Genomic DNA, 23005 nt, shown 5'->3' on the forward strand with positions numbered 1-23005 from the left:
GACAACCCCGACCTTGCGCCGTTGTGGGCCGTCGCGGCGACGTCCGCTGGACTGACGCCCGCTCGCCCGTCGGGCAGCGCGTTGCAGTTGCAGCTCGCTCCACTGCTGCACAGTGTGGGGGGATGGGTGATAGTGCGCCGTCCGAGGGCGGGCTAGCCGGCTGGTGGGTGGAGCTGCCCCCGGGAGCAGGAACAGCGGTGATGGCGACCGGGATCATCTCCATCGGGCTGCACCTGGTCGGACAGGAAGCGCTCTCATGGATCCTGCTCGTCCTCGCCTCCATCGCGTGGCTCGCGCTCGCCGTCGACTTCGCGCGGCAGCTGCTGCGCGATCGGGACCGGTGGAAGGCCGAGGCGGAAACGCCGGCCGCGCTGACCGCAGTGGCCGCGACGACCATCCTCGGGACCTGGGTCGCACTACAGGGATGGTCGGGTCTCGCCGTCGCCGCGCTGGTCGTCGCGGTACTGATCTGGCCGGTGCTACTGACGTCGGTGCTGCGGCACTGGCGGCGGCACTTGCCGGGCACGGTGTTCCTGGTGTGTGTGGCGACGCAGGGCCTGGCCGTGCTGAGCGGAACGCTGGTCGTATCGCTGCCGTCCGGGTGGCTCGCCTGGCCGACACTGGGCTGCTTCGTGCTCGGGCTGGCGCTCTACGCGCTCGCCTGCCTCCGCTTCGATCGCGGCCAGGTGCGGTCCGGCACGGGCGACCAGTGGGTGGCGGGCGGGACGCTGGCGATCTCCGCGCTCGCCGGGGCGAAATTGCTGGCCGTGCCCGCCTGGCGCAGCACCGCTCTGCACGACGCGCTGCGTCCGCTCATGCTGGCCATGCTCGCGCTGTCCGTGTGCTGGTACGCCGTCCTCGGCTTTGCCGAGGTGCGCTGGCTGCGTCCGCACTACGACATGGGGCGCTGGGCGACGGTCTTCCCGATGGGCACGACGGCCGTCGCCACCCTGTCCGTCGCCGTCACTGACGCCGCGGCCGTCGGCTGGCTGCGGACGCCGGGCCAGGTACTGCTCTGGATCGCCGTCGCCGCCTGGGTGCTCACACTGGTCGGACTGATCCGGCACTTGGCCGCGTACTCCCGGTGACCTGTGCCGGGACGGCGGCAGGGGGTCTGTCTGGGCACCCCTGGAGCGGCGGTACACACTCTGTTCGTCTGGTGCCACGCCCGCGCTTCTGCTGGCCGGCGCGGTTGTCCACGATGCCCTGCCGCTCTTGGCCGCGCCCGACGGGGTGGTGCACCGGTGTGAGGGGTGGTCCGGCAAGTCAGCTCCGACACACGCCTGAACGGCTCATCCGACCGGGCACGTGGCCGCCTTACGCGCCAGGATCGGTACAACATTCGGACCAGAGACGAGGATGGTCATGCTGCAGCGCACCCGACACAAGAACCGGACCGAGATCACCTTCGTCCTTTCGCCTGACCACCCCTCCCAGGAAGTGAGTGTGGTCGGCGACTTCAACGATTGGCGCCCGGGGGCACACCCCTTGACTCGCCGACCCGACGGCACTCGGGCCGTGACTGTCTCACTACCCAGGGCCACACGCTTCGGCTTCCGCTACCTCGGCCACGGCGACTACTGGTTCGACGAGGAAGGCGCGGACGGGCACGACGGCACCAACAACTACGTACAGACCTGATTGCACCCGCGTGAGGGCGGTTCCCATGAACCCGCGGGTACTGAAGGCACCAGCCGCACTGTCCCGGCACAGCACCAGACGGTGTGCAGCAACCCTGGACTGAAGCACGTTGCTGCTGCTCGGGCGAAGAGAACAGTATTTGCCCCAGCGTCGACCGCCGTCGGGCGGTGGTCCCACGGGCAGGCTCGACATGTATGGACCAGCAGCAGCTCCGGAAACTGGCGCAGCAGCTGCAGGTGCTCGCCATCCCCACCACACCTGCCGGCCCGTTCGATCTGCTGCTGGGGAGGTGCCGGCCCAAACGGGCCCGTCTGCCGTGACACTGGTTCTGTGGGGCCCGATCACTCCAGGGCAGCGAGCGGGAGACGCCTGGATGGAGTCGACCATGAACGCACGGAAGGACACCACAGCGCGCCGAGGCGGGCCGGACACTGACCGCGGCGCTCGGTTGGTGCTGGATGAGCAGGGCCTGATTGCTGAGTGGAATCAGGCGGCACGGGAGCTGCTCGGGTATCCGGCGGAGGAGGTTCTGGGCCGCCCGGTGGCGAGGCTGCTGGCCCGAGAGCAGCCGGCCTCCCCAGCCGCAACAGCGGGAGCGACTGTGACCGCACGGCACCGGGACGGACACCGGCTCGATATCCGCGCCAGTGTGTCTGCCCTGCCGGGCGAGGGCGCGGCCGTGCGCTGGTGCGTACTGCTCGACCCAGCAGAGGGAACCGATGCCGAGATGGTCGACGCGGCGCTGCTCACAGCGCTGCTGACCGAGTCCCCCCTCGGGGTGCAGGTCCTGGACCCCGAACTGCGGTTCGTCCGGCTGAACCTTGCCGGGCCGGGACTGCGGGGGGCGGTGAGCCACGAGGCCATCGGGCGCCGCGCTCGCGAAGTGGCTCCGGGCATGGTCGACGACGAAACGGAGCGCAGACTCCGGTCGGTGGTGGAGACGGGCCGGCCGATGACCTTCGGCCACGTCGGCCGCCCTCCGGCCGACCCCGACCACGATCACGCCTACGACGTGAGCTTCCTGCCCCTGAAGGACCCGACCGGCACCATCCACGGGGTGGTCGTCGCCTCACAGGACGTGACCGAGCGGCAACAGGCACAGGCCCGTTTGAATCTGCTGGTGGAGGCGGGCACACGGATAGGCACGACGCTGGACGTGATGACAACGGCCGAGGAACTGGCCGAGGTCGCGGCACCGGCCCTTGCCGACATCGCGGCGGTGGAGGTCCTCGACGACGTACTCGAGGGCGAGGCACCGCCGCCCGGCCCGGTGAGCTCCGAGGCGCTGCTGCGGCGGGCCGGCTTCCGTGCCGCCGCAGGGCTGGACGCGACGCCCGCCTACAGTCCCGGCGAGGTGATCCCCGGCTACCCGCCGTCCTTCACCGCGTGCCTGGCCGACCTGCAACCCCGTCTGATTCGTGAACTACAGGTCGACCACGAGTGGATCGTCCACGACCCCCGTCGCGCAGAGCTGCTGCGCCGGGCCGGCGCGCATTCGACGATGGTGGTACCGCTCACCGCCCGCGGGGTGGTGCTCGGCCTGGCCAGCTTCTACCGAACGCAGACACCCGACCCGTTCGAAGAGGACGACCTCGCCCTCGCCGTCGAAATCGGTGCCCGGGCGGCCGTGTGCCTGGACAACGCCCGCCAGTACACCCGCGAGCGTAACGCCGCCCTCACCCTGCAACGCAGCCTGCTCCCACAGACCGTCCCCGTCCAGAACGCCGTCGAGGTGGCCTGGCGCCACGAGTCCACCCGCGGCAGCGGGGACTGGTTCGACGTCATCCCGCTGTCCGGGGCACGGGTGGCCCTGGTAGTGGGACACCTGGTCGGGCACGGCATGCAAGCAGCAGCAGACATGGGCCGGCTGCGCACCGCCATCAATACCCTGGCCGCGCAGGACCCGACCCCCGACGACCTGCTCGCCCAACTCCACGACCTGGCGTCCGGACCGACCGGCGAACACGCCCACCTGGCCGATGGCGATTGTGCCGGCGCACACCTGGCAGGAGTCACCTGCGTGTATGCGGTCTACGACCCCATCTCCCGCCGCTGCACCTTCGCTCGGGCCGGCCACCCCGCACCAGTGATCGTTCACCCCAACGGCTCTGTCGAGGTCCCCGACGTCCCTGTCGGTCCACCCCTGGGAAGCGACCATCCGCCGTACGAGACCACCGAGGTGGAACTTCCGGTGGGCAGCACTATCGCCCTGTCGACCAGCAGCCTCGCCCAATCCGACCAATCACCCGAGGGGGCGGCCCGTCTGTGGCGGATCCTCGGCAACCCCCACCGGTCTCTCAAGGACACCTGCGACGCCATAGTCCGAGAACACCAAGGCCGCGGCGAGGAGAGCACAGTGCTGCTGCTGGCACGCACCCGGAGCCTGGGCGCCGACCAGGTCTCGACCTGGACTCTGCCCAACGACCCCGCACTCGTCACCACCGCCCGCACCCTGGCCGTACGCCAACTGACCCACTGGGACCTCCAGGAACTCGAGTTCACCACCGAACTGATCGTCAGTGAACTGGTCACCAACGCCATCCGCTACGCCACCGGCCCCATCCAGCTGCGCCTGATCCACGACCTCACCCTCATCTGCGAAGTCACCGACGACAGCAGCACCGCCCCGCACCTGCGCCACGCGTACGAAACCGACGAGGGCGGCCGCGGCCTCTTCCTCATCGCCCAACTCACCCGCCGCTGGGGCACCCGCTACACCGCCCGAGGCAAGACCATCTGGGCCGAACAGGCCCTCCCATCGGGACTGTAAATCGCTCCGGCGTAACTCCTGATCAAGGAACCATGCTGCGCCGCACCTCGGGGCGACCGATTGGCTTCCCCTCGCCCTCGCGGAGGCACCCGTAGTCGGCTGCGATACCCACGTGACGGTTCGAGTCCGGCCTCAGACGGGACCCATCAAGGTACGTCGTCTCGTGCAGCCGCAGTCTGAGGATCCCGAAGGAGCCGACCCGCATTTACCACGGTCTTCGACAGCTCACTACGACTGCCGGACGGCCGCATCGCCGTCGGCGACGTTGAGCAACTGCCCCGCATACCGGGTGGGCGACCGTGGCGAGTTCAAGGTGCATGTCGCAGTGGACTCCCCAGGCGCCGACGCTCGCGTCACGACGTCACGATCATCCGAAGCATCATCTGACGAGGCGGGACCGCCCGTGGTCGCAAGCCGGCGACTCAGCGTTCACTCATCTCCAACAGCAAGATCGCGATCTACAGCTGGAGTATTTCCCGGCGAGGAGCACGCTTCGTCGTGCGCTTGTGGCACTCCGCACTCGTCGCCGAACGCCCTGGCGGCGAGCGGGCGGATTATGACCACGGCTTCGGCGAGCAGGCCGGGCGGTCCCTACCCGGGCTGGGTTGCATCCGACCAGAACCCTCAGTCGCCCCAAGATCCGGGCCATTCCCGGGCCAAGTCTCGCCCCAAGACCACCAAGGAAGCCGTTTTCGCTGGTCAACAGCGGTGCGAATCGTGTACCACCAGCAGACGAAGAACCTCCTGGTGTCGTACTCGCCGAAGAAGCTCGGCTTCTTCTAGACACAGAAAAAGGGCGCCTGACCAGGCAAGATGCCCGTCAGGCGCCCTCCGCAGCGCACGACTGAGCGGTAAGTCGAGATGCGCCCTTACTCCCAATATCTCCCACTGGTATCCCAGCTCTGACCAGCAGTTCCGGGGCATTTCCGGGCCAAGGTCCCGCTAAGTCGCCCTCCGCGTCGCCCATCGGCGCCTCCCACCAGCGCCGTCATCCGTCCACTCCTTACATGCAGTCACCACACCACCCTTCAGGTCCAGAAGTCCCCAGCCGCTCGTTGGCAGGCGGCACTGAGATTTCTGCAGGTGGATGACCTCCGCCGGACGCATGGCGGCGTAGTACATGCAGCCGAAGAAGGCGTACAGGTGAGGGCCACGGCCCGGTAGGGCCTTGACGGCGGCAAGAAGTCGGGCGACCTGAGCCGGGTTCGGTACGCAGTCGGGATCGACTTCGTCAGCGACTTCCAGTCCCGTCCAGCGAAGGCCGTTCAGCGGGTTCTGTGCGAAGTATCCGCGTTCGACGGCTACTCCGAACACCTCGTTGACCGCTGCCCTCTTTCGGTTCACAGTCTTGGCGGCGGCAGCCGCCCCGTCGACCTTCCGGCACAGGGCGTCGAGCCCCCGCCGCAGTACGTCCGGCTCCTCCAACTCGCTGACAGGCAGCGAGTGGCGCTGCAGCCAGTCCAGGGCGGCCTGCCACTCCCCCGGGCATCGGCGTTCCAGGCATTCCTGTTGAAGGCCCACGAGTACAGCGCGCGTCGCAGTAGGCGAGGCGCCCGGTAGACGGCCCCTGGTTCAACGGAGGCCGGAGTGATAGTCGCCAAGGCGTCTGCAAGGGTGCGGCGCGTATTTCCTGGGGTGCGGTCCCACCATTGCTCGATGTACTCCCGGGCCAGAACGTACCAAGTGGTCCGCTGCTTCAACGCCCGGATTTCGGAGGCCGGCAGACCTGACTGGGTGTCGAAGGGTTCACCGTCGCGAGCGGCGGTCATCAGCTCGGAGCGCCGACTCTCCGCGAGCCCTTCGGTGAGGAAGGACTCGGACTTCTCACGTCCACTAACCGTCCAACGGACCTCAAATCCCTTGCGCCGATCCGGCCGCTCGCGGATCTCCCAGAACCGGACCTTGTAACTCATCGCCATGCAGGCGTATCCCTTTCACACGCCTCCCACCACGCGTCCAGGTCGGCGCGGCGACAGCGCAATTCACCATTGGGCAGCTTGATCATTCGGGGTGCCTGACCGCGAGCGCGTAGGCGGTAGAAGGCCGACGGACTCATCCCGATTTCCGCTAGGACCTCGGCGAGCTTGAGCGCAGGTGGACGAGCCATTGATGTTTCCTCGGGCATTCCAGATTTGTCGGCCGCCCAAGCGGCAGCGCGCGACTCGCACCCACCGTTGTGTCCGCCGCGCAATGATCGGCGGTCGTCGGCCGGCGACGGCAGGGAGGTAGAACCCTCTTCCTCCTTTCTCCGGGTAGCAGAAAGCCCGTTCGAGGCCGGTCGAGCGACGGCTGTTACAGAATTCCGTGCCGGTCTCGCAAGGGTGAGCCGTGGTGCGCGCGGGTTGACGTGGCGCGCGCTGTGCCGGGTGTGCCGGTATCGAGCGGGTGGATGCAGTGGTCAGTGATTGACGGGCACCCGGGTAGTTGAATGCGTGCCAAATACATGCGTGCGTGACGGAAATGTCTGCATTTCGTAACACGTAATGAGGCGCGTGCCACAAATCGGGCGATCGGGCCAAAGTGTGCGCTCTCGGCGTCACGCCGGGACCGATCAACGCTCGGGCCGCACGGTCCGGGCCTAGCCGGGATGTCATGCGGCCGGCGTGGGCCTCCCGAGGGGAGGAACAGTGCGGGGGGCGTGGGCCTCCCGGGAGGAGGAACAGTGTTGGGCGAACACGTCGAGCCACTGGGGACCTGGGGGGTTCGGTGCGGCAAGGGGGACTAGTCAGCCCGTTTTCGTCGGCGCGCGAGCGTCTGGCGAACGGCGCGATCAGACAGCCCGCTATCGAATGGGAGCAGCGGTACCGCCGTGCCGTGATCACCAGCGATACCGTGGCCACCGCCTTCGTGGTGGCGGCCATCGGCAACTTCTTCGGGGCCCGGGACGCGGCCAACTGGCATGAGAAGTGGGGAATTCTCGCATTCGGCACCGAGCTGCTGGTACTGGGGGCGCTTGCGGTGAGCCGGTCGTGGGCTCCGGCCGTACTCGGCCAGGGCGCCGAGGAATTCCGCCGGCTCGGACGCTCACTGTTCGCGGCGACCGTCGTACTGGCGCTCGGCGGGATCGCCCTCACCTCGCGCAACATCAAGCTCTGGATCTTCGTCGCAATCCCCGCGATCGCGCTCATCACCGTGACGGAGCGGTATCTGCTGCGCCTCTGGCTGCACAAACAGCGGAAGGAAGGACGGTGCCTGCGACCGGTGCTCGCTGCCGGGAGCCTGGCCACCGTCAGCGACCTGGTCACCCGAACCCGCAAGTTCCCGCACCTCGGCTGGCGGGTGGATGCGGTGTGCACGACGGACGGTCTCGGGCTCGACGGTGACCAACTGGACGGAGTGCCGGTCGTCGGCCGACTGGCGGATGTCGCGGGCCACGTCCACCGCGACGGCTACCGTGTCGTCGCGGTCACACCGGACCCGCACTGGTCACCGGACCGGCTGCAGCGGCTTGCTTGGAACCTCGAAGGCAGCGACGCCGAGATGGTCGTGGCCCCCGTGCTGATGGAGGTGGCCGGCCCGCGGCTGCGCATCGACGCGGTGCTCGGGATCCCGCTGCTGCGGGTCAGCATGCCGACCTTCACCGGGGGCCGCCGGGCGGTCAAAGGGGTCGTCGACCGGATGGGCGCGGCGATCCTGCTGATCCTTTTCGCGCCGCTGATGGTGTTCGTCGGGCTGCTCGTGCTGGTGGACAGTCGGGGTGGGGTGTTCTACCGCCAGCGCAGGGTCGGCAAGGACGGCCGCGAGTTCACCATTCTCAAGTTCCGCACCATGGTCGCCGGGGCTGACGGGGCACGCGCCGAGCTGGCCGACCGCAACGAGGGCGCCGGCCTGCTGTTCAAGCTCCGCCGGGATCCGCGGGTGACCCGGGTGGGAGCAGTGCTGCGCCGGTACTCGATGGACGAGCTCCCGCAGCTTTTCAACGTGCTCACCGGATCGATGTCGCTCGTCGGTCCGCGGCCTCCGTTGCCGGGGGAGTCCGCTGCGTACGGCCCGGACATCCGGCGGCGGCTGCTGGTCAAGCCCGGACTCACCGGCCTGTGGCAGATCAGCGGACGCAGCGACCTGGCGTGGGAGGAGGCGGTCAGGCTGGATCTGCGGTACGTGGAGGACTGGTCGCTCGCCCTGGACACAGTGATCTTGTGGAAGACGCTGCGTGCGGTGCTCTACGGGCAGGGGGCCTACTGATGCGCGGGGGTCGCCGTCCGGCCGACGCCCGGACCGCAGGCCGGGAGGGCCTGCCTGGGGAGAGGAACGGGTCATGAGAGTCAGCGTTTTCGGGCTCGGCTACGTGGGCTGCGTGTCGGCCGCGTGCCTGGCCAGCATGGGTCACGAGGTCATCGGGGTGGACGTGAACCAGGTGAAGGTCGACCTGGTCAACGACGGCAAGGCCCCGGTGGTCGAGGAGCGTATCGGCGAGCTCATCGCCGAGGTCGTGCGGACCGGAGCGTTGCGCGCTACCCGCGACGTCCGCGAGGCGATCATGGGCAGCGAGGTGTCGCTGGTCTGCGTGGGCACGCCGTCGGAGCCCAACGGGAGCCTGTGCACCACGTACTTGGAGCGGGTCACCGAGCAGATCGGCGCCGCGCTGGCCGAGCGGAGTGGGCGGCACACCGTCGTGTTCCGCAGCACCATGATCCCGGGCACCTGCCTGAACCTGCTGGTACCGATCCTGGAGAAGTACGTCGGCGGCACGGCCGGGGTGGACATCGGGGTCGCGGTCAACCCGGAGTTCCTGCGCGAGGGCACGAGCGTGCGGGACTTCTTCGACCCGCCCAAGACCGTCATCGGCGAGCTCGACCCGGCAAGCGGCGATGCGGTGTTGGCGCTGTACGACGGCCTGCCCGGCGAGGTGTTCCGGGTACCGGTCCCGACGGCCGAGGCGATCAAATACGCGGACAACGCGTTCCACGGCCTCAAGATCGGCTTCGCGAACGAGCTGGGCGCGGTGTGCCAGGCGCTCGGGGTGGACTCGCACCAGGTGATGGACGTGTTCCTGGCCGACCGCAAGCTGAACATCAGCCCCGCCTACCTACGGCCCGGCTTCGCCTTCGGCGGCTCCTGCCTGCCCAAGGACCTGCGCAGCCTGGTCCACACGGCGCAGCGGGCCAACGTCTCGGTGCCCATCCTCTCCCACGTGCTGCCCTCCAACTCCGACCATCTGCAGCGCGCGGTGGAGCTGGTCGAGCGCACCGGCAAGCGCCGGGCGGGCCTGTTCGGGTTGTCCTTCAAACCCGGCACCGACGACCTCCGCGAGAGCCCGCTCGTCGAGCTGGCCGAGAGGCTCTTCGGCAAGGGTTACGACCTGCGGATCTACGACGCCAACGTGAGCCTCTCCCGGCTGCTCGGCGCGAACCGCGAGTACATCGAGACCCGGCTGCCGCACCTCGCGCAGCTGCTCGCGGATTCCGTCGACGAGGTGCTTGAGCACGCCGAGGTGTGCCTCGTCGGGACCAGGGATCCGGCCGTGCTGTCGGCGCTGCCCCATGGCGCCGACGGCCCGGTGATTGTCGACCTCATCCACCTTCCCGACGCCGAGACGCGCCGGGCCGAACCGGGGTACATGGGCCTTGCTTGGTAACACGACCAGCGGCGACCGGGCGGACCGGCGCGCGCTGATCCTGGTGGAGAACCTGTCGGTGCCGTTCGACCGGCGGGTGTGGCAGGAGTGCACGACACTGCGCGACGCGGGCTGGAAGGTGCACGTCATTTGTCCCCAGGGGAGTAAGCGGGACACGGAGCCGGAGGCGGAGATCGACGAGGTGCGGATCCACCGCTACCCGTTGCGCGCGGCCACCGGAGGGCCGGCCGGCTACCTGCGGGAGTACGGAACGGCGTTGTGGCACACGGTCCGGCTGGCCCGCAAGGTCGGCCCGGTCGACGTGGTGCACGCCTGCAACCCGCCGGACCTGCTGTTCCTACCCTCGCTGTGGATGAAGCGGCGCGGGGCGCGGTTCGTCTTCGACCAGCACGACCTGGTACCCGAGCTGTACCTCTCCCGGTTCGACCGCGGCGAGGATCTGCTCTATCGCGCCGTGTGCGCGCTGGAACGGCTGACCTACCGGGCCGCGGACGTCGTGCTCGCCACGAACGAGAGCTACCGGGACGTCGCGATGCGCCGTGGCGGTCGACGCCCTGAGGACGTCTTCGTGGTACGCAGCGCGCCCGCGGTCGAGCGGTTCCAACCGGTGCCGCCCGAGCCGGAGTTGAAGCGCGGCAAGCCTCATCTGCTCTGCTACCTCGGCGTCATGGGCCCTCAGGACGGCGTCGACTACGCCTTGCGGGCCCTCGCGAAGCTGCGTGACGAGTTCGGGCGGACCGACTGGCATGCGGTGTTCGTCGGCGCCGGCGACACCTTCGACGCGATGGTGGAGCTGTCCCGGCGGCTCGGGCTCGTCGAGCAGGTGCAGTTCACCGGGCGCATTCCGGACGCCGACCTGGTGCGCTACCTGTCCACCGCGGACGTGTGCCTTTCCCCCGACCCGCACAATCCGCTCAACGACGTATCGACCATGAACAAGGTCCTGGAGTACATGGCCATGAGCCGGCCGATCGTCTCGTTCGACCTCCGGGAGGCGCGAGTCTCCGCCGGTGACGCCGCCGTCTACGCGCCCGCCAACGACGAAGCTGCATTCGCTGAGCTCATCGCGCTGCTCCTTGACGATCCGGAGAAGCGGGCCCGGATGGGCAAGATCGGCCAGGAGCGGGTCGGCGGACCGCTTTCCTGGCGGAACTCGCAAGCGTCGCTGCTCGCCGCCTACGCCGCTGCCTGCGGTGACCACACTCCGGTGTCGGCGGGCAAGACGGTCCGAACAGGGAAGAGGACGCGGCGTTGAACGATGACACGATCCGCCTGGTCACCATCGGGCGGATTCTCCGCCGGCGCTGGCGGCTTCTCGCCGTCCTCACCGTGGTGGGCGCGCTCGTCGGCTACGGCGCCTCGGTGCTGCTGTTTCCGCCGCGATACACGGCGTCGGCATCGGTACTGTTGCCTGGGCAGTGGGAAGAGCGCGAGCTGCTGACCCAGGTGGACATCGCGACCAGTTCCTCGGTGGCCGACCGCGCGGCCGCCACGCTCGGCTGGCAGGGCGTCAGCGGCGCCGACCTGCGGGACCGAGTGAGCGCCAAGGCCGCTGACGGGAACATCATCAAGATCTCGGGCACGGCTGACACCCCCGAGCGCGCGCAGCAGCTCTCCGACCGGATGGCCCAGCAGTTCGTCAGCTACGCCGCGCGGATCGCAGGCGGCAGCACCGACTCCGACGCGGCGTCGGGGACCGAGGCGCTGCGGAAGCAGGTGGCGGAGACCAATCGCCGCATCACCGACCTGGCCAATGCGGCCGATCCGGGGCAGACCGTGGAGAGCGTGCAGACCCGCACCGAGCTCGAGAAGCTGCGCACCTCGCTGCAGGAGGCCATGAACAAGCTGGACCAGGTCGACCCGGCCGCCACCAAGGTCAACATGGTCGTCATGGGACCGGCGGCCCGGCCGACCGGCGAGGCGCCGCCGACGCGGATGCAGCTCATCGTCGCCGGGGCGCTGCTGTTCTTCCTGGTCGCGGTCATCGGCCATCTCACCGCCTCACGGATGAATCGCCGATTGCGCACCGAACCGGAGATCGCCGCGGCGCTGGGCTCGGCGCTGCTGGGTACCGTCGACGTACCCGGTGAACGGCCCGCGCACCGACCGGAAGACCGTGGCCCGCGGGCCCGGATCCGCCGGCTGCTGGGCGTCGACATCCGGTGGGACCTACCGACCCCGCAGACGTCCGGCGACGAGGCCAGCAGGCAGATCCGCTACCGGCGGGTGTGCGCCCGCCTCCGGGACCAGCTGCCGGCCCCCCGGCGGCTGCTGGTTGTCGTCCCGGACGGCGACGAGATCGCCCGCCGGGCCGCCGGGCAGCTCGTCGCCGAGGCCGAGAGCGATCCTTCCCCAAGCTCTTCGAGCAGGGGATACCCCATGCTGCGGGTGGCGGGGGTTTCGGTGTCCCAGCCGATGGTCCCGGACCGCGACAACGAGTCCGGCGTCCTGATCGTGCTCAGCGCGGGCAGCTGGACCGCAGGGGACCTCGCCGGCATCGCCGAGGCGTGTGCGGACGCCGAGCACGAGATCGTCGGCATCGTCCTCGCCGGCACGGTCCGGGTCAGTTCGACGCGGTCCGCCGGCCATCCATGGGATGCCGCCGTGCCGGCGCTCGCGATTGGCGACGCAACGGGAGGTTCAAGGTGACGACGAATACATCTTCGGAGTCGTCTGCCGCCGCTCCGCTGCTGGACCTGCAGGCGCTGGTGGTGGCGGTGCGGAGGCGCCGCCGCCTCTGGTGCTCCATGGCGCTGCTGGGACTGCTCGTCGGCGCCGCGGTGGCGGTCCTGCTGCCATCGCCGCCGACCGCGGTGACCAAGGTGCTGGTCGCGCATCAGGAGGACCAGCCGAACGACCCCGGAACGCTGATCCGCACCGACGTCGCGCTGCTGCAAACCACGCGGATCGCCGACAAGGCCCTGAAGTCCCTCGACTCCCCGGAAAAACCAGAGAACTTCATGCAGGACTACGGGGCCATCGGCTTGACCAACAACCTGCTGCAGATCACTGTGACAGGTGACAGCGACGCGGAAACGGTGACCCGCGCCAAGGCGCTGGCCGATGCGTTCGTCGCGGACCATGTGAGGCGGATGCAGGAAGCCGCGAACGCCGAGTCCAAGGCCCTGCTCGACCAGCGTGACCGAATGCGGGACGAACTCGCCAAGGTCAACAAGGCCATCGGAAACGGATCGCCGGAGAGTGGGCCGACGGCGTCGTCCGACCTGGAGTCGCTCTTCACCCGCCGGGCCGAACTCACTTCGCGGATCACCGATTTCGGCCAGCGCGCCGCGGAGGCACGCATCGGCACGCCCCAGCTCATCGCCGGCACACAGATCGTGGACGCCCCGCGCGCGGTGCGGCACTCCCTGCCCAGGGCCGCTGCCACCAACGCCGCGATCGGGCTCGTCCTCGGGCTCGTCCTCGGGCTCGCGGTGGCCGCGGTCGGCACGGTGGTGGCGGACCGCCCCGTGCTGCGCAGGGAGATCGCGGCGAACCTGGGCGCCTCGGTCATCGCGGAGCTGCCCCGCCGGTCGGGCAGGCTGTGGCAGCGCCGACGGATCCGGGCGGCACGCGAACGGCTCACCGCGTCACTGGCCCGCACCGTGCGCGGCTCCGCGGAACCGGTATCGCTGCTGGAACTGGGCTGTGCGCGCAGCACGAGCGTGATCGCGCTGGACCTCGCCAGGGCACTGGTGGCGGAGGGGCCAGTGGTCATCATCGATGGTCTGCCCGGCCCGCAGCTCGCCAAGCGCCGCCCGAAGCCGGGAGATCCGACGGTGGTCAGCGGCGAGCGTGCCGCGGCCGTGCCGCATCAGGAGCGCCGGCTCGGCGTCGGCTCGGTGGCGCCCGGCGCGGCGTGGACCGACCTCCAGTACCTCGGCACGCAGACCGTGCTCGTCGTGCGTGCCGGGCACAGCAGCGCCGCATGGCTGCACACCGTGGCGCGGCAGCTCGCGGACCAACGCATTCCGGTGATCGGTGTGGTGCTGATCGACCCCGATCCGCGTGACCGAACCGACGGCACGCTGTGGGACGGGCTGCACACCGCGCTGCGCGGCCAGAACGAGCGGCTGGCCCGACAGAACGGGACGGGCCGACGGCGGGCTGAGCGGCCGCCGATGTGGGCGGCACGGGTCCCGGACAGCGACCAGGAGGCGCGATAGACATGTGTGGCATCGCAGGCACTTACCGATGGCCGGACGGGAAGGTCGTGGCCGACCGGCTCACCGAGACCCTCGCCCACCGCGGTCCGGACGGAGCGGGCCGGTACAGCCACCCCGTCGGTGACGGCGAAGTGCACCTCGGGCACCGCCGGCTGGCCATCATCGACCTGTCAGAGACCGGCGCCCAGCCGATGGTCTCGGGCGGCCTCGTCCTGACGTACAACGGCGAGCTGTACAACGCGCCCGAGCTGCGTGCCGAGCTGGCAGCCGCTGGGGTGCGCTTCCGCGGTACCTCCGACACCGAGGTGCTGCTGGAGGCCTGGCGGCGCTGGGGCACGGACTGCCTGCCCCGGCTGCGCGGCATGTTCGCGTTCGGGATCTTCGACGAGCGCACCGGTGAACTGGTGCTCGCCCGCGACCAGCTCGGCATCAAGCCGCTGTTCCTGCTCCGGCGCGGCGAGGGGCTGGTGTTCGCCTCCGAGCTCAAGGCGCTCGCCGCCGTGACCGGTAGGTCGCTGCAGGTGGACCATGCGGCGCTGGTGGCCTCACTGCTGTACTACTGGGTGCCGGACTCACGGTGTGCGTTCCGCGAAGCGGAGAAGCTGCCGCCGGGGAGCTGGCTCCGGTGCCGGCCCGACGGCCGGGTGGAGCTCGGCCGGTACTGGCATCTGAGGGACGTCGCCGCCGAGGGCCGGGAGCGGGCCCGGAGCGGCGAACAGCCGGACCTGGCTGCCATCGTCGAGGAGTCGACTCGGCGCCACCTGCTCTCCGACGTACCGGTGGCGACCTTCCTCTCCGGCGGTCTTGACTCCAGCTACCTGACCGCGCTGGCGGCCCGCGACCGCCCCGGGATCTCCGCTTACACGATCGGGTTCCGCGCCGAGGACGCCAAGTTCGAGGCGATGCCGGACGACCTGCGCTATGCCCGGCAGGTGGCCGAGCGGTTCGGCGTCGACCTGCATGAGATCGAGATCGCTCCGAATGTGCTCGACCTGCTGCCGCAGATGACGTACGACCTGGACGAGCCGATCGGCGACCCCGCCGCGATCAACACGTTCCTGATCTGCTCGGCCGCACGAGAGGCCGGGGTCAAGGTGATGCTCTCGGGGATGGGTGCCGACGAGCTGTTCGCCGGTTACCGCAAGCACCTGGCCAACCTGCTTGCGCTGCGCTACCAGCGCATCCCGCGACCCCTGCGGCGCGGCTTGTCCGCGACCGTGGACCGGCTGCCGGTCGCCACGGCCCGCCGGGGGTACCGGTCGGTGCGCTTCGCGAAGCGGTTCCTCTCCTTCGCCGACCTGCCGGAGGAGACCGCGTTCCGGCGCAGCTACACCATGTACGACCAGGAGGAGCTGCTCGCCCTGGTCAATCCGGACTTGGCCGGGACGGTCGAGGACGTGCTGACCGAGCATGCGGACATCTACCAGGACAACGACCTCGACGACTTCGTCAACCGCATGTGCCTGGGCGACGCCCGGATGTTCCTGCCGGGCCTGAACCTCACGTACACCGACCGGTCGAGCATGGCCGCGTCGACCGAGGTGCGGGTGCCGTACGTGGACGTCGAGGTGGTCAAGGCGGCGTTCGCCGTGCCCGGCGATCGCAAGATCGTCGGACGACAGGGCAAGGCCGTCCTCAAGGAGGCGGCCACCTCGATTCTGCCCCGGGAGATCGTGTACCGGCCGAAGGGCCTGTTCAGCGCCCCGCTGCGCGCCTGGATGAGCCGGGATCTGGCACCGCTGGTGCGCGAGGTGGTGCACGACGGCGTGCTCGTCAATTCCGGGTTCCTGCGCCGCGACGCGCTGGCGCGCATGGTCGCCGAGGACGCCGCCGGGCAGCGGGACTTCTCCAAGCATCTGTGGCACGTGCTGACCCTGGAGTACTGGTATCGCGGCGCGACCTCTGGCTCCGGCCAGAGCCAGACGGCTTGACGGCATAGAAACAAGAGGAGCTCGGGTGAAACAGGTTGTGCAGAACTACAAGAGCGGCGAGTTGGCGGTGCTCGACGTGCCGGTGCCGGGGTGCAAGCCGGGCGGGGTGCTGGTCCGCAGCGCCTACTCGCTGATTTCCACCGGGACCGAGCTCATGAAGGTGTCCGAGGCCGGCATGTCGATGGTGGGCAAGGCCCGTTCCCGTCCGGACCAGGTCGCCAAGGTCATGCAGAGCGTGGCCACCAACGGGGTGCCCGCCACTTACCGCAAGGTGATGGGCAAGCTGGACTCCTACACGCCGCTGGGCTACTCGCTGTGCGGGGTGGTCGAGCAGGTCGGCACCGGGATCGACGACGTGGCGGTCGGCGACCTCGTGGCCTGCGCCGGCAATGAGCACGCGTTGCATGCCGAGCTGAACTGGGTGCCGAAGAACCTCTACGCCCGGGTGCCGGACGGCCTCGCGCCGCGGCACGCGGCCTTCGGCACCGTCGGGTCGATCGCGATGCAGGGCGTCCGCCGCGGCGAGCCGCAACTCGGCGACGTGGCGCTGGTCATCGGCCTCGGGCTGATCGGGCAGCTGGTGGTGCAGCTCCTTGCGGCCTCAGGGGTCCGCGTCGTCGGGGTCGACCCCGACCCGGTGCGCTGCGAGCTCGCCGAGCGCCTGGGTGGTGCGGCCTGCGGCGATCCCGCGTCCGCGGCCGTGGAAGCCGTTGTCGCCGAACTCACCGGCGGTCACGGCGTGGACCAGGTGTACCTGGCCGCCGGCGGCGGCAGCAACCAGCCCGTCGAGCTGGCCGCCCGGCTCTGCCGGGACCGCGGCCGGGTCGTCGACATCGGCAAGTGCCGCCTGGACCTGCCGTGGAACGCGTACTACGAGAAGGAGCTCGACGTCCGGTTCTCCCGCAGTTACGGCCCCGGGCGCTACGACCCGGAGTACGAGCTCGAGGGGCGGGACTACCCGATCGGCTACGTGCGCTGGACCGAGCGCCGCAACCTGGCGTGCTTCCTCGATCTCCTCGCCCGCGGCCGCGTCGACGTGGAGCCCCTGGTCTCCCACATCGCCGACTTCGATGACGCCGTCGAGACGTACCAGCGCCTGAAGGACGGCGACCTCAAGGCCGTGGCTGTGCTGTTCCGGTACCCCGAACACGCGGGGGAACCGGAGGCCCCGGCGGTGGCCGTGCCCGCGGTGCGACGCAGCGGCGGAGCGCCCACCCCAGCCCGGTCCGCCAAGACGCCGGTGCGCCTCGCGTTCGTCGGCGCGGGAAACTACGCGACGTCGATGCTGCTGCCGCACCTGGCACAACGCGACGGTGTCGAGTTGTCCACGGTCGTCACCACGACGGCGCTGTCCGCGGCCAACGCGAAGCGGAAGTTCGGCTTCGCCGAGGCGACCACTGATCTCGACGCCGTGCTCGGCGACAAGTCCATCGACGCGGTGTTCGTCGTCACCCGGCACAGCTCGCACGCCGAACTGACCCGAAGGGCGCTGCTGGCCGGCAAGACGGTGTTCGTGGAGAAGCCGTTGGCGCTCACCGAGGACGAGCTGGCCGGTGTGCTCGCGGCGGTGGAGGAGTCCGGCAACGACCGGCTGCAGGTGGGCTTCAACCGTCGGTTCGCGCCGCTGTTGCAGGAGGCCAGGAAGCGGTTCGGCGCCCGGACCGGTCCGGCGAGCCTCCGCTACCTGGTCAACGCGGGCCGGCTGCAGCACGGCAGCTGGTACCTCCAACAGGGCACCGAGGGCTCGCGCTTCGCCGGTGAGGGCGGACACTTCATCGACACGGCGAGCTGGCTGCTCGGGGCCGACCCGGTCTCGGTGTACGCGGTCGCCACGTCCGGCAACGAGGACCTGCAGGTCGTGCTGCACTACCCGGACGGGTCCACCGCCACCATCAGCTACGTCACCACCGGCGCGCCCAGCTTCCCCAAGGAGACGCTGGACCTCGTCGCGTACAACAAAGCGCTGCGGCTCGACGACTTCGTCCGTGCCTCGGTGTACGGCCGCAAGCGGTGGGTCAGTTCGCGGCTGCCCAAGGCCCGGGACAAGGGCCAGTCCGCCGAGCTGGCCGCGTTCATCAAGGCCGTGCGGACCGGCGGGCCGATGCCGGTGCCGCTGGAGTCGCTGGCCGCCACCACAGCGGCCACCCTCGCCGTGCAGGCCGGCCTGGCCGGCGGCGCGCCGGTGACGTTGGAGAGGCCGCGATGACCATGAGCGCGGGCTGGTACCTGCGGCGCCTTTCCCGGATGGGGCCGCAGGAGGTCGGCGGCCGGGCGGGCGACGCAGTGCGCAGACGGCGGTGGCGGTCGGCGCGGCCGGACTGCCCGAGCGTGACGGGCGCCCGGTTCACCGCGGTCCTGCCTGCCGGGACGATCGCCGCAGTGCCTCCGGACGCGGCGAAACGGCTCATCGCCGAGGCGGACCGGCTGATGTACGGGCACGCCGAGTATTTCGGGGTGGTCCGCGACGACCTGGCCGACCCGGACTGGTGGTGCGACCCGAAGACCGGGCGCCGGGCTCCGTGGGGCTACGCCTTCGACGTGCCGTACCGGAACGAGGACGCGGTCGGGGACATCAAGCAGATCTGGGAGCTGTCCCGGCATCAGTACCTCACCGTGCTCGCCGCCGCCTACGCGATCACCGGGGACGAGCGGTACGCCGAGCGAGTGGCCGCGCATCTGCGGTCGTGGTGGGCGGCCAATCCACCGCTGCGCGGGGTGCACTGGATCAGCGGCATCGAGCTGGGCATCCGGCTGCTGTCCTGGGTGTGGATTCGCCGGCTGCTCGACGGCTGGCCGGGCGCGGCCGGGCTGTTCGAGGGCAACCCGGTGGCGGTGAACCAGATCTGGCACCACCAGCGCTGGCTGGCCGCCTTCCCCAGCCGGGGGTCTTCGGCGAACAACCACGTCATCGCCGAGGCCGCCGGGCAGTTCGCCGCAGCCTGCGCGTTCGGGTGGTTCCCCTCCTCGGCGCGTTGGCGAGCCGACGCGCTGCGGTCGCTGGAGCGGCATCTGCGAGGCAACACCTTCGACTCGGGCCTCAACCGCGAGCTGGCCACCGAGTATCACGGACTGGTGCTGGAACTCGGCCTGGCCGCGGTGGCCGAGGCGGATGCCGCAGGCAGGCCGGTCCCCGCGTCGATCCGGCTGGTGCTGCTGCGGATGACCGACGCGCTCGCGGCCATCGTGGACAGCCGGCTACGGCCGCCGCGCCAGGGGGACGCGGACGACGGGCACGGGCTGGTCGTGGACGGCGCGGGCACCGACCGCTGGGCCTCGCTGCTGGCTACCGGGAACGCGGTGTTCGGTCGGCTCGACTGGTGGCCGGCGGTGACCGGCACCGATGTGCGCACCCCGCTGCTGGCCGCGCTCATCCGGCCCACCGCACCGGCCGTGTCCCGCCCGGCAAGCCGACCGGCCCATTTCGCCGACGCGGGCATGACCATCCTGCGTGGTCCGGCGGAGATCTGGTGCCGCTGCGACGGTGGTCCGCACGGATTCCTGTCCATCGCCGCGCATGCTCACGCGGACGCGCTGTCCGTGGAGGTCCGGCACGACGGGGTCGACGTGCTCGCCGACCCGGGGACGTTCTGCTACCACGGGCAGCCCGAGTGGCGGCAGTACTTCCGGTCGACCCTCGGCCACAACACCCTGCAACTGGATGGCGGTGACCAGTCCGTCTCCGGCGGCCCGTTCCTGTGGACCCGGCATGCCCGCAGCAACGTCCTGGTCGCGGACACATCCGGCGCCTCCGATGGGGGGACGGCCCGATGGTGCGCCGAGCACGACGGTTACCAGCGCTCCGTGCACCGCCGCCGGGTGGATCTAACGGCCGCGAGCCAGGAGCTGAGGGTGGTTGACGAGGTGCGCGGCCCGCGCCGGGCCGTGCACCTGGCGTTCCACCTCGGCCCGGCGATCGCCGCGGACCTGGTGGGGAACCGGGCAGTGCTCACCTGGACCCGGGACGGCGAGGACCGCTCCGCGGCGCTCGACCTGCCCGGGCAGCTGTGCTGGCGGGCGCATCGCGGCGAGAGTGACCCGCCGCTGGGCTGGTACTCCGCCGGCTTCGGGCGCAAGGAACCCACCACAACGCTGGTCGGCACCGGCTTCGCCGACGGCGCGGAGGGGTTCACCACCGTACTCAGGTTCCGCGGCTAGGGGGGCGCATGGGGATCAACAGGCAGCACTGGGCGTTGGCGGCGGTACCGCTGGCGCTGGCCCTGCTGGCGGCGACCGGCTGTGAGAGCACGCCGGGCGCCCGGGCAAAGCCGGCCGCTGCGCCATCCACGTCCGTGGCCCGGGTGTGCGCCAAGCCCGCGGCCGGGCCGGCGAAGGCGCCGGCGGGCGCGGTGACCGTCGACCCCGCGGTGGTCGGTGACCTGGCAGCGAAGACCAAGAGCAGCCCCCCGAACACCACGTTCTGGCTTCGACCGGGCAAGCACAGGCTCGACCCGGACCGCTACGCCCAGGTCATCCCCAAGGAGGGGAACCGCTACCTCGGTGCGCCGGGCGCGGTGCTCGACGGCCGGAAGAAGAACCAGTACGCGTTCGGCGGTACCGCCCGCAACGTCACCATCCGCTACCTGACCGTGCAACGTTTCGTGGCGCCGCGCGACGAGGGCGTGGTCAACCATGACTCGGCCGACGAGTGGGTGATCGAGCACGCGACGATCCAGCACAACTCCGGCGCCGGGCTGATGGCCGGTGCCCGCCAGCGGGTCCGCGCCAGCTGCCTGCGCGACAACGGTCAGTACGGCATGAACGCGTACAAGGCCACCGGCCCTATCAGCGGCCTGGTGGTCGAGGGCAACGAGATCGTGGGCAACAACACCGACGACTGGGAGCAGCGGCGGAAGGGCTGCGGCTGCACCGGAGGCATCAAGTTCTGGGCCGTCAACGGCGCCGACGTACGCGGCAACTGGGTGCACGACAACCGCGGAACCGGGTTGTGGGCGGACACCAACAACAACGACTTCCGCATCGAGAACAACGTGCTCGAGGCCAACGACGGTGCCGCGCTGATCTACGAGACCAGCTACAACGCGGTCATCCGGAACAACACGATCCGGAGGAACAACTGGGTCGAGGGCCGCAGGGAAGCCGACCGCGGCGACACCTTCCCGTACGCGACCATCTACCTGTCCGAGTCCGGCGGCGAACCACGGATCCGAGCCCGCACCAACAAGATCGAGGTCTATCGGAACGTGCTGGAGAACAACTGGTCCGGGATCACCCTGTGGGAAAACGCCGACCGGTTCTGCAACAGTCCGGCCAACACCTCGACCGGTGACTGCACCTTGCTGGTGCGGGACACCGACCGCTGCGCGAAGCCGGCGATCGCCACCGCACCGCTCTACGCGGACTGCCGGTGGAAGACCCAGCGGGTGGACATCCACGACAACCGCTTCGTGCTGGACAAGTCCGTCGTCAAGTGCACGGTGAAGTGCGACCGAATGGCGGTGCTGGCCAACTACGGCACCTATCCGGACTGGTCGCCGTACAAGGGCAAGCTTGTGGCTGACGCGATCACCCACAAGCAGCACAACCGCTGGCACGACAACGTCTACCTCGGACCATGGAAATTCGTCGCCCACGACCCGAGCCGGATCCTCAACTCCGGGCAGTGGCAGGGCGCGCCGTACCAGCAGGACGCGGGCAGCACCTTCCGCGCAGGGGACGGTGGTTGAGATGAGCACGGACCACACACCGAAGATCGTCGGTACAGTCTGGGGGCTGCTGATCCTCAACACGCTCGGCTCCGCCGGGGCGAAGACCATCATTCCGCTGCCCCGCTCCCTCATCCAGATGCTCACCATGGGCTCGCTGGTCGCCGCGTTCTCGCTGGTGCTCGCAGTCAATCTCCGGCTGCGCATCCGAGCCAGCGCCTTCGTGTTCCTGCTCACCCTGCTGCTGGTGCTGAGCGTGATCTCCAGCGCGAGCCTGGAGTCCGGGTTCGGCGCGCTGTTCCGCTGCGCCCGGCTGGCTCTCTTCGTCGGCACGCTGTGGCTGCTCAGCCGCTGGTGGGACGGCGGCCTGACGTTCGTCCGGCACCACATGCGGATGTACTTCGCGGTGCTCGGGTGTGTGGCCGCCGGCCTGGTCATCTCACCGGGCGCGGCCATGCCCGAGACTTACGGCGGGCGGCTGGTCGGCGCGTTGTGGCCGCTCACCCCGCCGCAGATCGGACAGTACGCCGCGGTGATCATCGGGCTTACCGTGCTGCTCGTTCTGGGGCGCCGGACCACCAGGGGCAGCGCGGCCCTCGTCATCGTGCCGTCACTCGTCCTGCTCGCGCTGACCCATACCCGGACGGCCACGGTCGGCCTGCTCATCGGGCTGGTGCTGGCGATCGGCTCGCTCGTCCTGACCAGCGCCGCCGCCCGCCGCTTCTTTGCCTGGGCGGTGCTGGTGTCCGCGGTGGCGGCGGTGGGGTTCGCCTCCGCGCTGCAGGCGTGGTTCCTGCGCGGACAGAGCCAGGAGTACTTCACCAGCCTCACCGGTCGGGCCAAGGTCTGGCACGCCCTGCTGACAGCACCCCGGACGACCTCGGAGTACCTGTTCGGCGCGGGCCTGGGCGACAAGTCGTTCGGCGGGCTGCCGATCGACAACAGCTGGCTGGCCGTTTACAACGAGCAGGGTATGACCGGCGTCGCCTTGGTGGCGGCGATCATCATCGTGTTGGGCGGCGTCGCGTTGCTGCGGCCACCGTCGCTGTCGAGAGCCTGCGCGATCTTCCTGATCAGCTACTGCGCGATCGCGTCGTACACCGAGGCCGGGCTGGGCGACGCCTCGCCGTATCTGCTGCATCTGGCGGTGGCCGCTTCACTGCTGGCGGCACCTGCCGCGGCCACTCCCCTCGCGACGCCCGAAGTCCCTCGACGACGCGTCCCGCGATGGGCCCAGAGATCGGAGGTGACCTGAG

16 protein-coding genes are annotated in these 23005 nt (G+C 69.9%); 14 read left to right on the forward strand and 2 right to left on the reverse strand.

Annotated features, from left to right (window positions below; all coding sequences use genetic code 11):
• Nucleotides 1-122: 122 nt before the first annotated feature.
• The 4 genes from OG972_RS01785 to OG972_RS01800 all read left to right on the forward strand — a co-directional run bounded on the left by OG972_RS01785 (nucleotide 123) and on the right by OG972_RS01800 (nucleotide 4411).
• Nucleotides 123-1088, forward strand: a complete 966-nt coding sequence (locus OG972_RS01785; RefSeq protein WP_266977918.1) for a tellurite resistance/C4-dicarboxylate transporter family protein — start codon at nucleotides 123-125, stop codon at nucleotides 1086-1088.
• Between the two features lie 277 nt (nucleotides 1089-1365).
• On the forward strand, nucleotides 1366-1641 hold the full coding sequence (locus OG972_RS01790) for an isoamylase early set domain-containing protein (protein ID WP_266977919.1): 276 nt from the start codon (nucleotides 1366-1368) through the stop codon (nucleotides 1639-1641).
• Between the two features lie 194 nt (nucleotides 1642-1835).
• Entirely contained in the window at nucleotides 1836-1961 is a 126-nt protein-coding gene (locus tag OG972_RS01795; protein ID WP_266977920.1) for a hypothetical protein, read from the forward strand.
• Nucleotides 1962-2026: 65 nt separating this feature from the next.
• Nucleotides 2027-4411, forward strand: a complete 2385-nt coding sequence (locus OG972_RS01800; RefSeq protein WP_266977921.1) for a SpoIIE family protein phosphatase — start codon at nucleotides 2027-2029, stop codon at nucleotides 4409-4411.
• Nucleotides 4412-5353: 942 nt separating this feature from the next.
• Here OG972_RS01800 and OG972_RS01805 read toward each other — a convergent pair.
• Both OG972_RS01805 and OG972_RS01810 read right to left on the reverse strand, forming a co-directional pair.
• On the reverse strand, nucleotides 5354-5932 hold the full coding sequence (locus tag OG972_RS01805; protein WP_266977922.1) for a hypothetical protein: 579 nt from the start codon (nucleotides 5930-5932) through the stop codon (nucleotides 5354-5356).
• A gap of 388 nt (nucleotides 5933-6320) precedes the next feature.
• Nucleotides 6321-6518, reverse strand: a complete 198-nt coding sequence (locus tag OG972_RS01810; RefSeq protein ID WP_266977923.1) for an AlpA family transcriptional regulator — start codon at nucleotides 6516-6518, stop codon at nucleotides 6321-6323.
• 599 nt (nucleotides 6519-7117) lie between these two features.
• Here OG972_RS01810 and OG972_RS01815 point away from each other — a divergent pair.
• The 10 genes from OG972_RS01815 (at nucleotide 7118) to OG972_RS01860 (ending at nucleotide 23004) form a co-directional block, all read left to right on the forward strand.
• Complete coding sequence (locus OG972_RS01815; RefSeq protein ID WP_266977924.1) at nucleotides 7118-8596, forward strand: sugar transferase; 1479 nt, start codon at nucleotides 7118-7120, stop codon at nucleotides 8594-8596.
• Between the two features lie 73 nt (nucleotides 8597-8669).
• A complete protein-coding gene (locus OG972_RS01820) occupies nucleotides 8670-9989 on the forward strand; it encodes a nucleotide sugar dehydrogenase (protein ID WP_266977925.1) in 1320 nt (439 codons plus the stop codon).
• Complete coding sequence (locus tag OG972_RS01825; RefSeq protein ID WP_266977926.1) at nucleotides 9979-11244, forward strand: glycosyltransferase family 4 protein; 1266 nt, start codon at nucleotides 9979-9981, stop codon at nucleotides 11242-11244. Before OG972_RS01820 ends, OG972_RS01825 begins: the two co-directional genes overlap by 11 nt.
• Nucleotides 11241-12638 (forward strand): Wzz/FepE/Etk N-terminal domain-containing protein, encoded by a 1398-nt coding sequence (locus tag OG972_RS01830; protein ID WP_266977927.1) that lies wholly within the window; start codon nucleotides 11241-11243, stop codon nucleotides 12636-12638. The genes OG972_RS01825 and OG972_RS01830 overlap by 4 nt, the downstream gene beginning before the upstream one ends.
• Nucleotides 12635-14155, forward strand: a complete 1521-nt coding sequence (locus OG972_RS01835; protein ID WP_266977928.1) for a Wzz/FepE/Etk N-terminal domain-containing protein — start codon at nucleotides 12635-12637, stop codon at nucleotides 14153-14155. Before OG972_RS01830 ends, OG972_RS01835 begins: the two co-directional genes overlap by 4 nt.
• Nucleotides 14156-14157: 2 nt before the next feature.
• Nucleotides 14158-16086, forward strand: coding sequence for an asparagine synthase (glutamine-hydrolyzing) (gene asnB, locus OG972_RS01840; protein ID WP_266977929.1), 1929 nt, complete (start codon nucleotides 14158-14160; stop codon nucleotides 16084-16086).
• A gap of 25 nt (nucleotides 16087-16111) precedes the next feature.
• Nucleotides 16112-18292 carry a bi-domain-containing oxidoreductase gene (locus tag OG972_RS01845; RefSeq protein ID WP_266977930.1) on the forward strand — a complete coding sequence of 727 codons (2181 nt, stop codon included), beginning with the start codon at nucleotides 16112-16114 and terminating at the stop codon, nucleotides 18290-18292.
• Nucleotides 18289-20241, forward strand: coding sequence for an alginate lyase family protein (locus tag OG972_RS01850; RefSeq protein WP_266977931.1), 1953 nt, complete (start codon nucleotides 18289-18291; stop codon nucleotides 20239-20241). Before OG972_RS01845 ends, OG972_RS01850 begins: the two co-directional genes overlap by 4 nt.
• 8 nt (nucleotides 20242-20249) lie before the next feature.
• Nucleotides 20250-21770 (forward strand): right-handed parallel beta-helix repeat-containing protein, encoded by a 1521-nt coding sequence (locus OG972_RS01855; RefSeq protein WP_266977932.1) that lies wholly within the window; start codon nucleotides 20250-20252, stop codon nucleotides 21768-21770.
• A 1-nt stretch (nucleotide 21771) separates the two neighbouring features.
• On the forward strand, nucleotides 21772-23004 hold the full coding sequence (locus OG972_RS01860; protein WP_266977933.1) for an O-antigen ligase domain-containing protein: 1233 nt from the start codon (nucleotides 21772-21774) through the stop codon (nucleotides 23002-23004).
• The last annotated feature ends 1 nt before the right edge of the window (nucleotide 23005 follow it).

Source organism: Streptomyces sp. NBC_01669 (assembly GCF_026339735.1).
In the GTDB taxonomy this organism is placed as follows: domain Bacteria; phylum Actinomycetota; class Actinomycetes; order Streptomycetales; family Streptomycetaceae; genus Streptomyces; species Streptomyces yanii.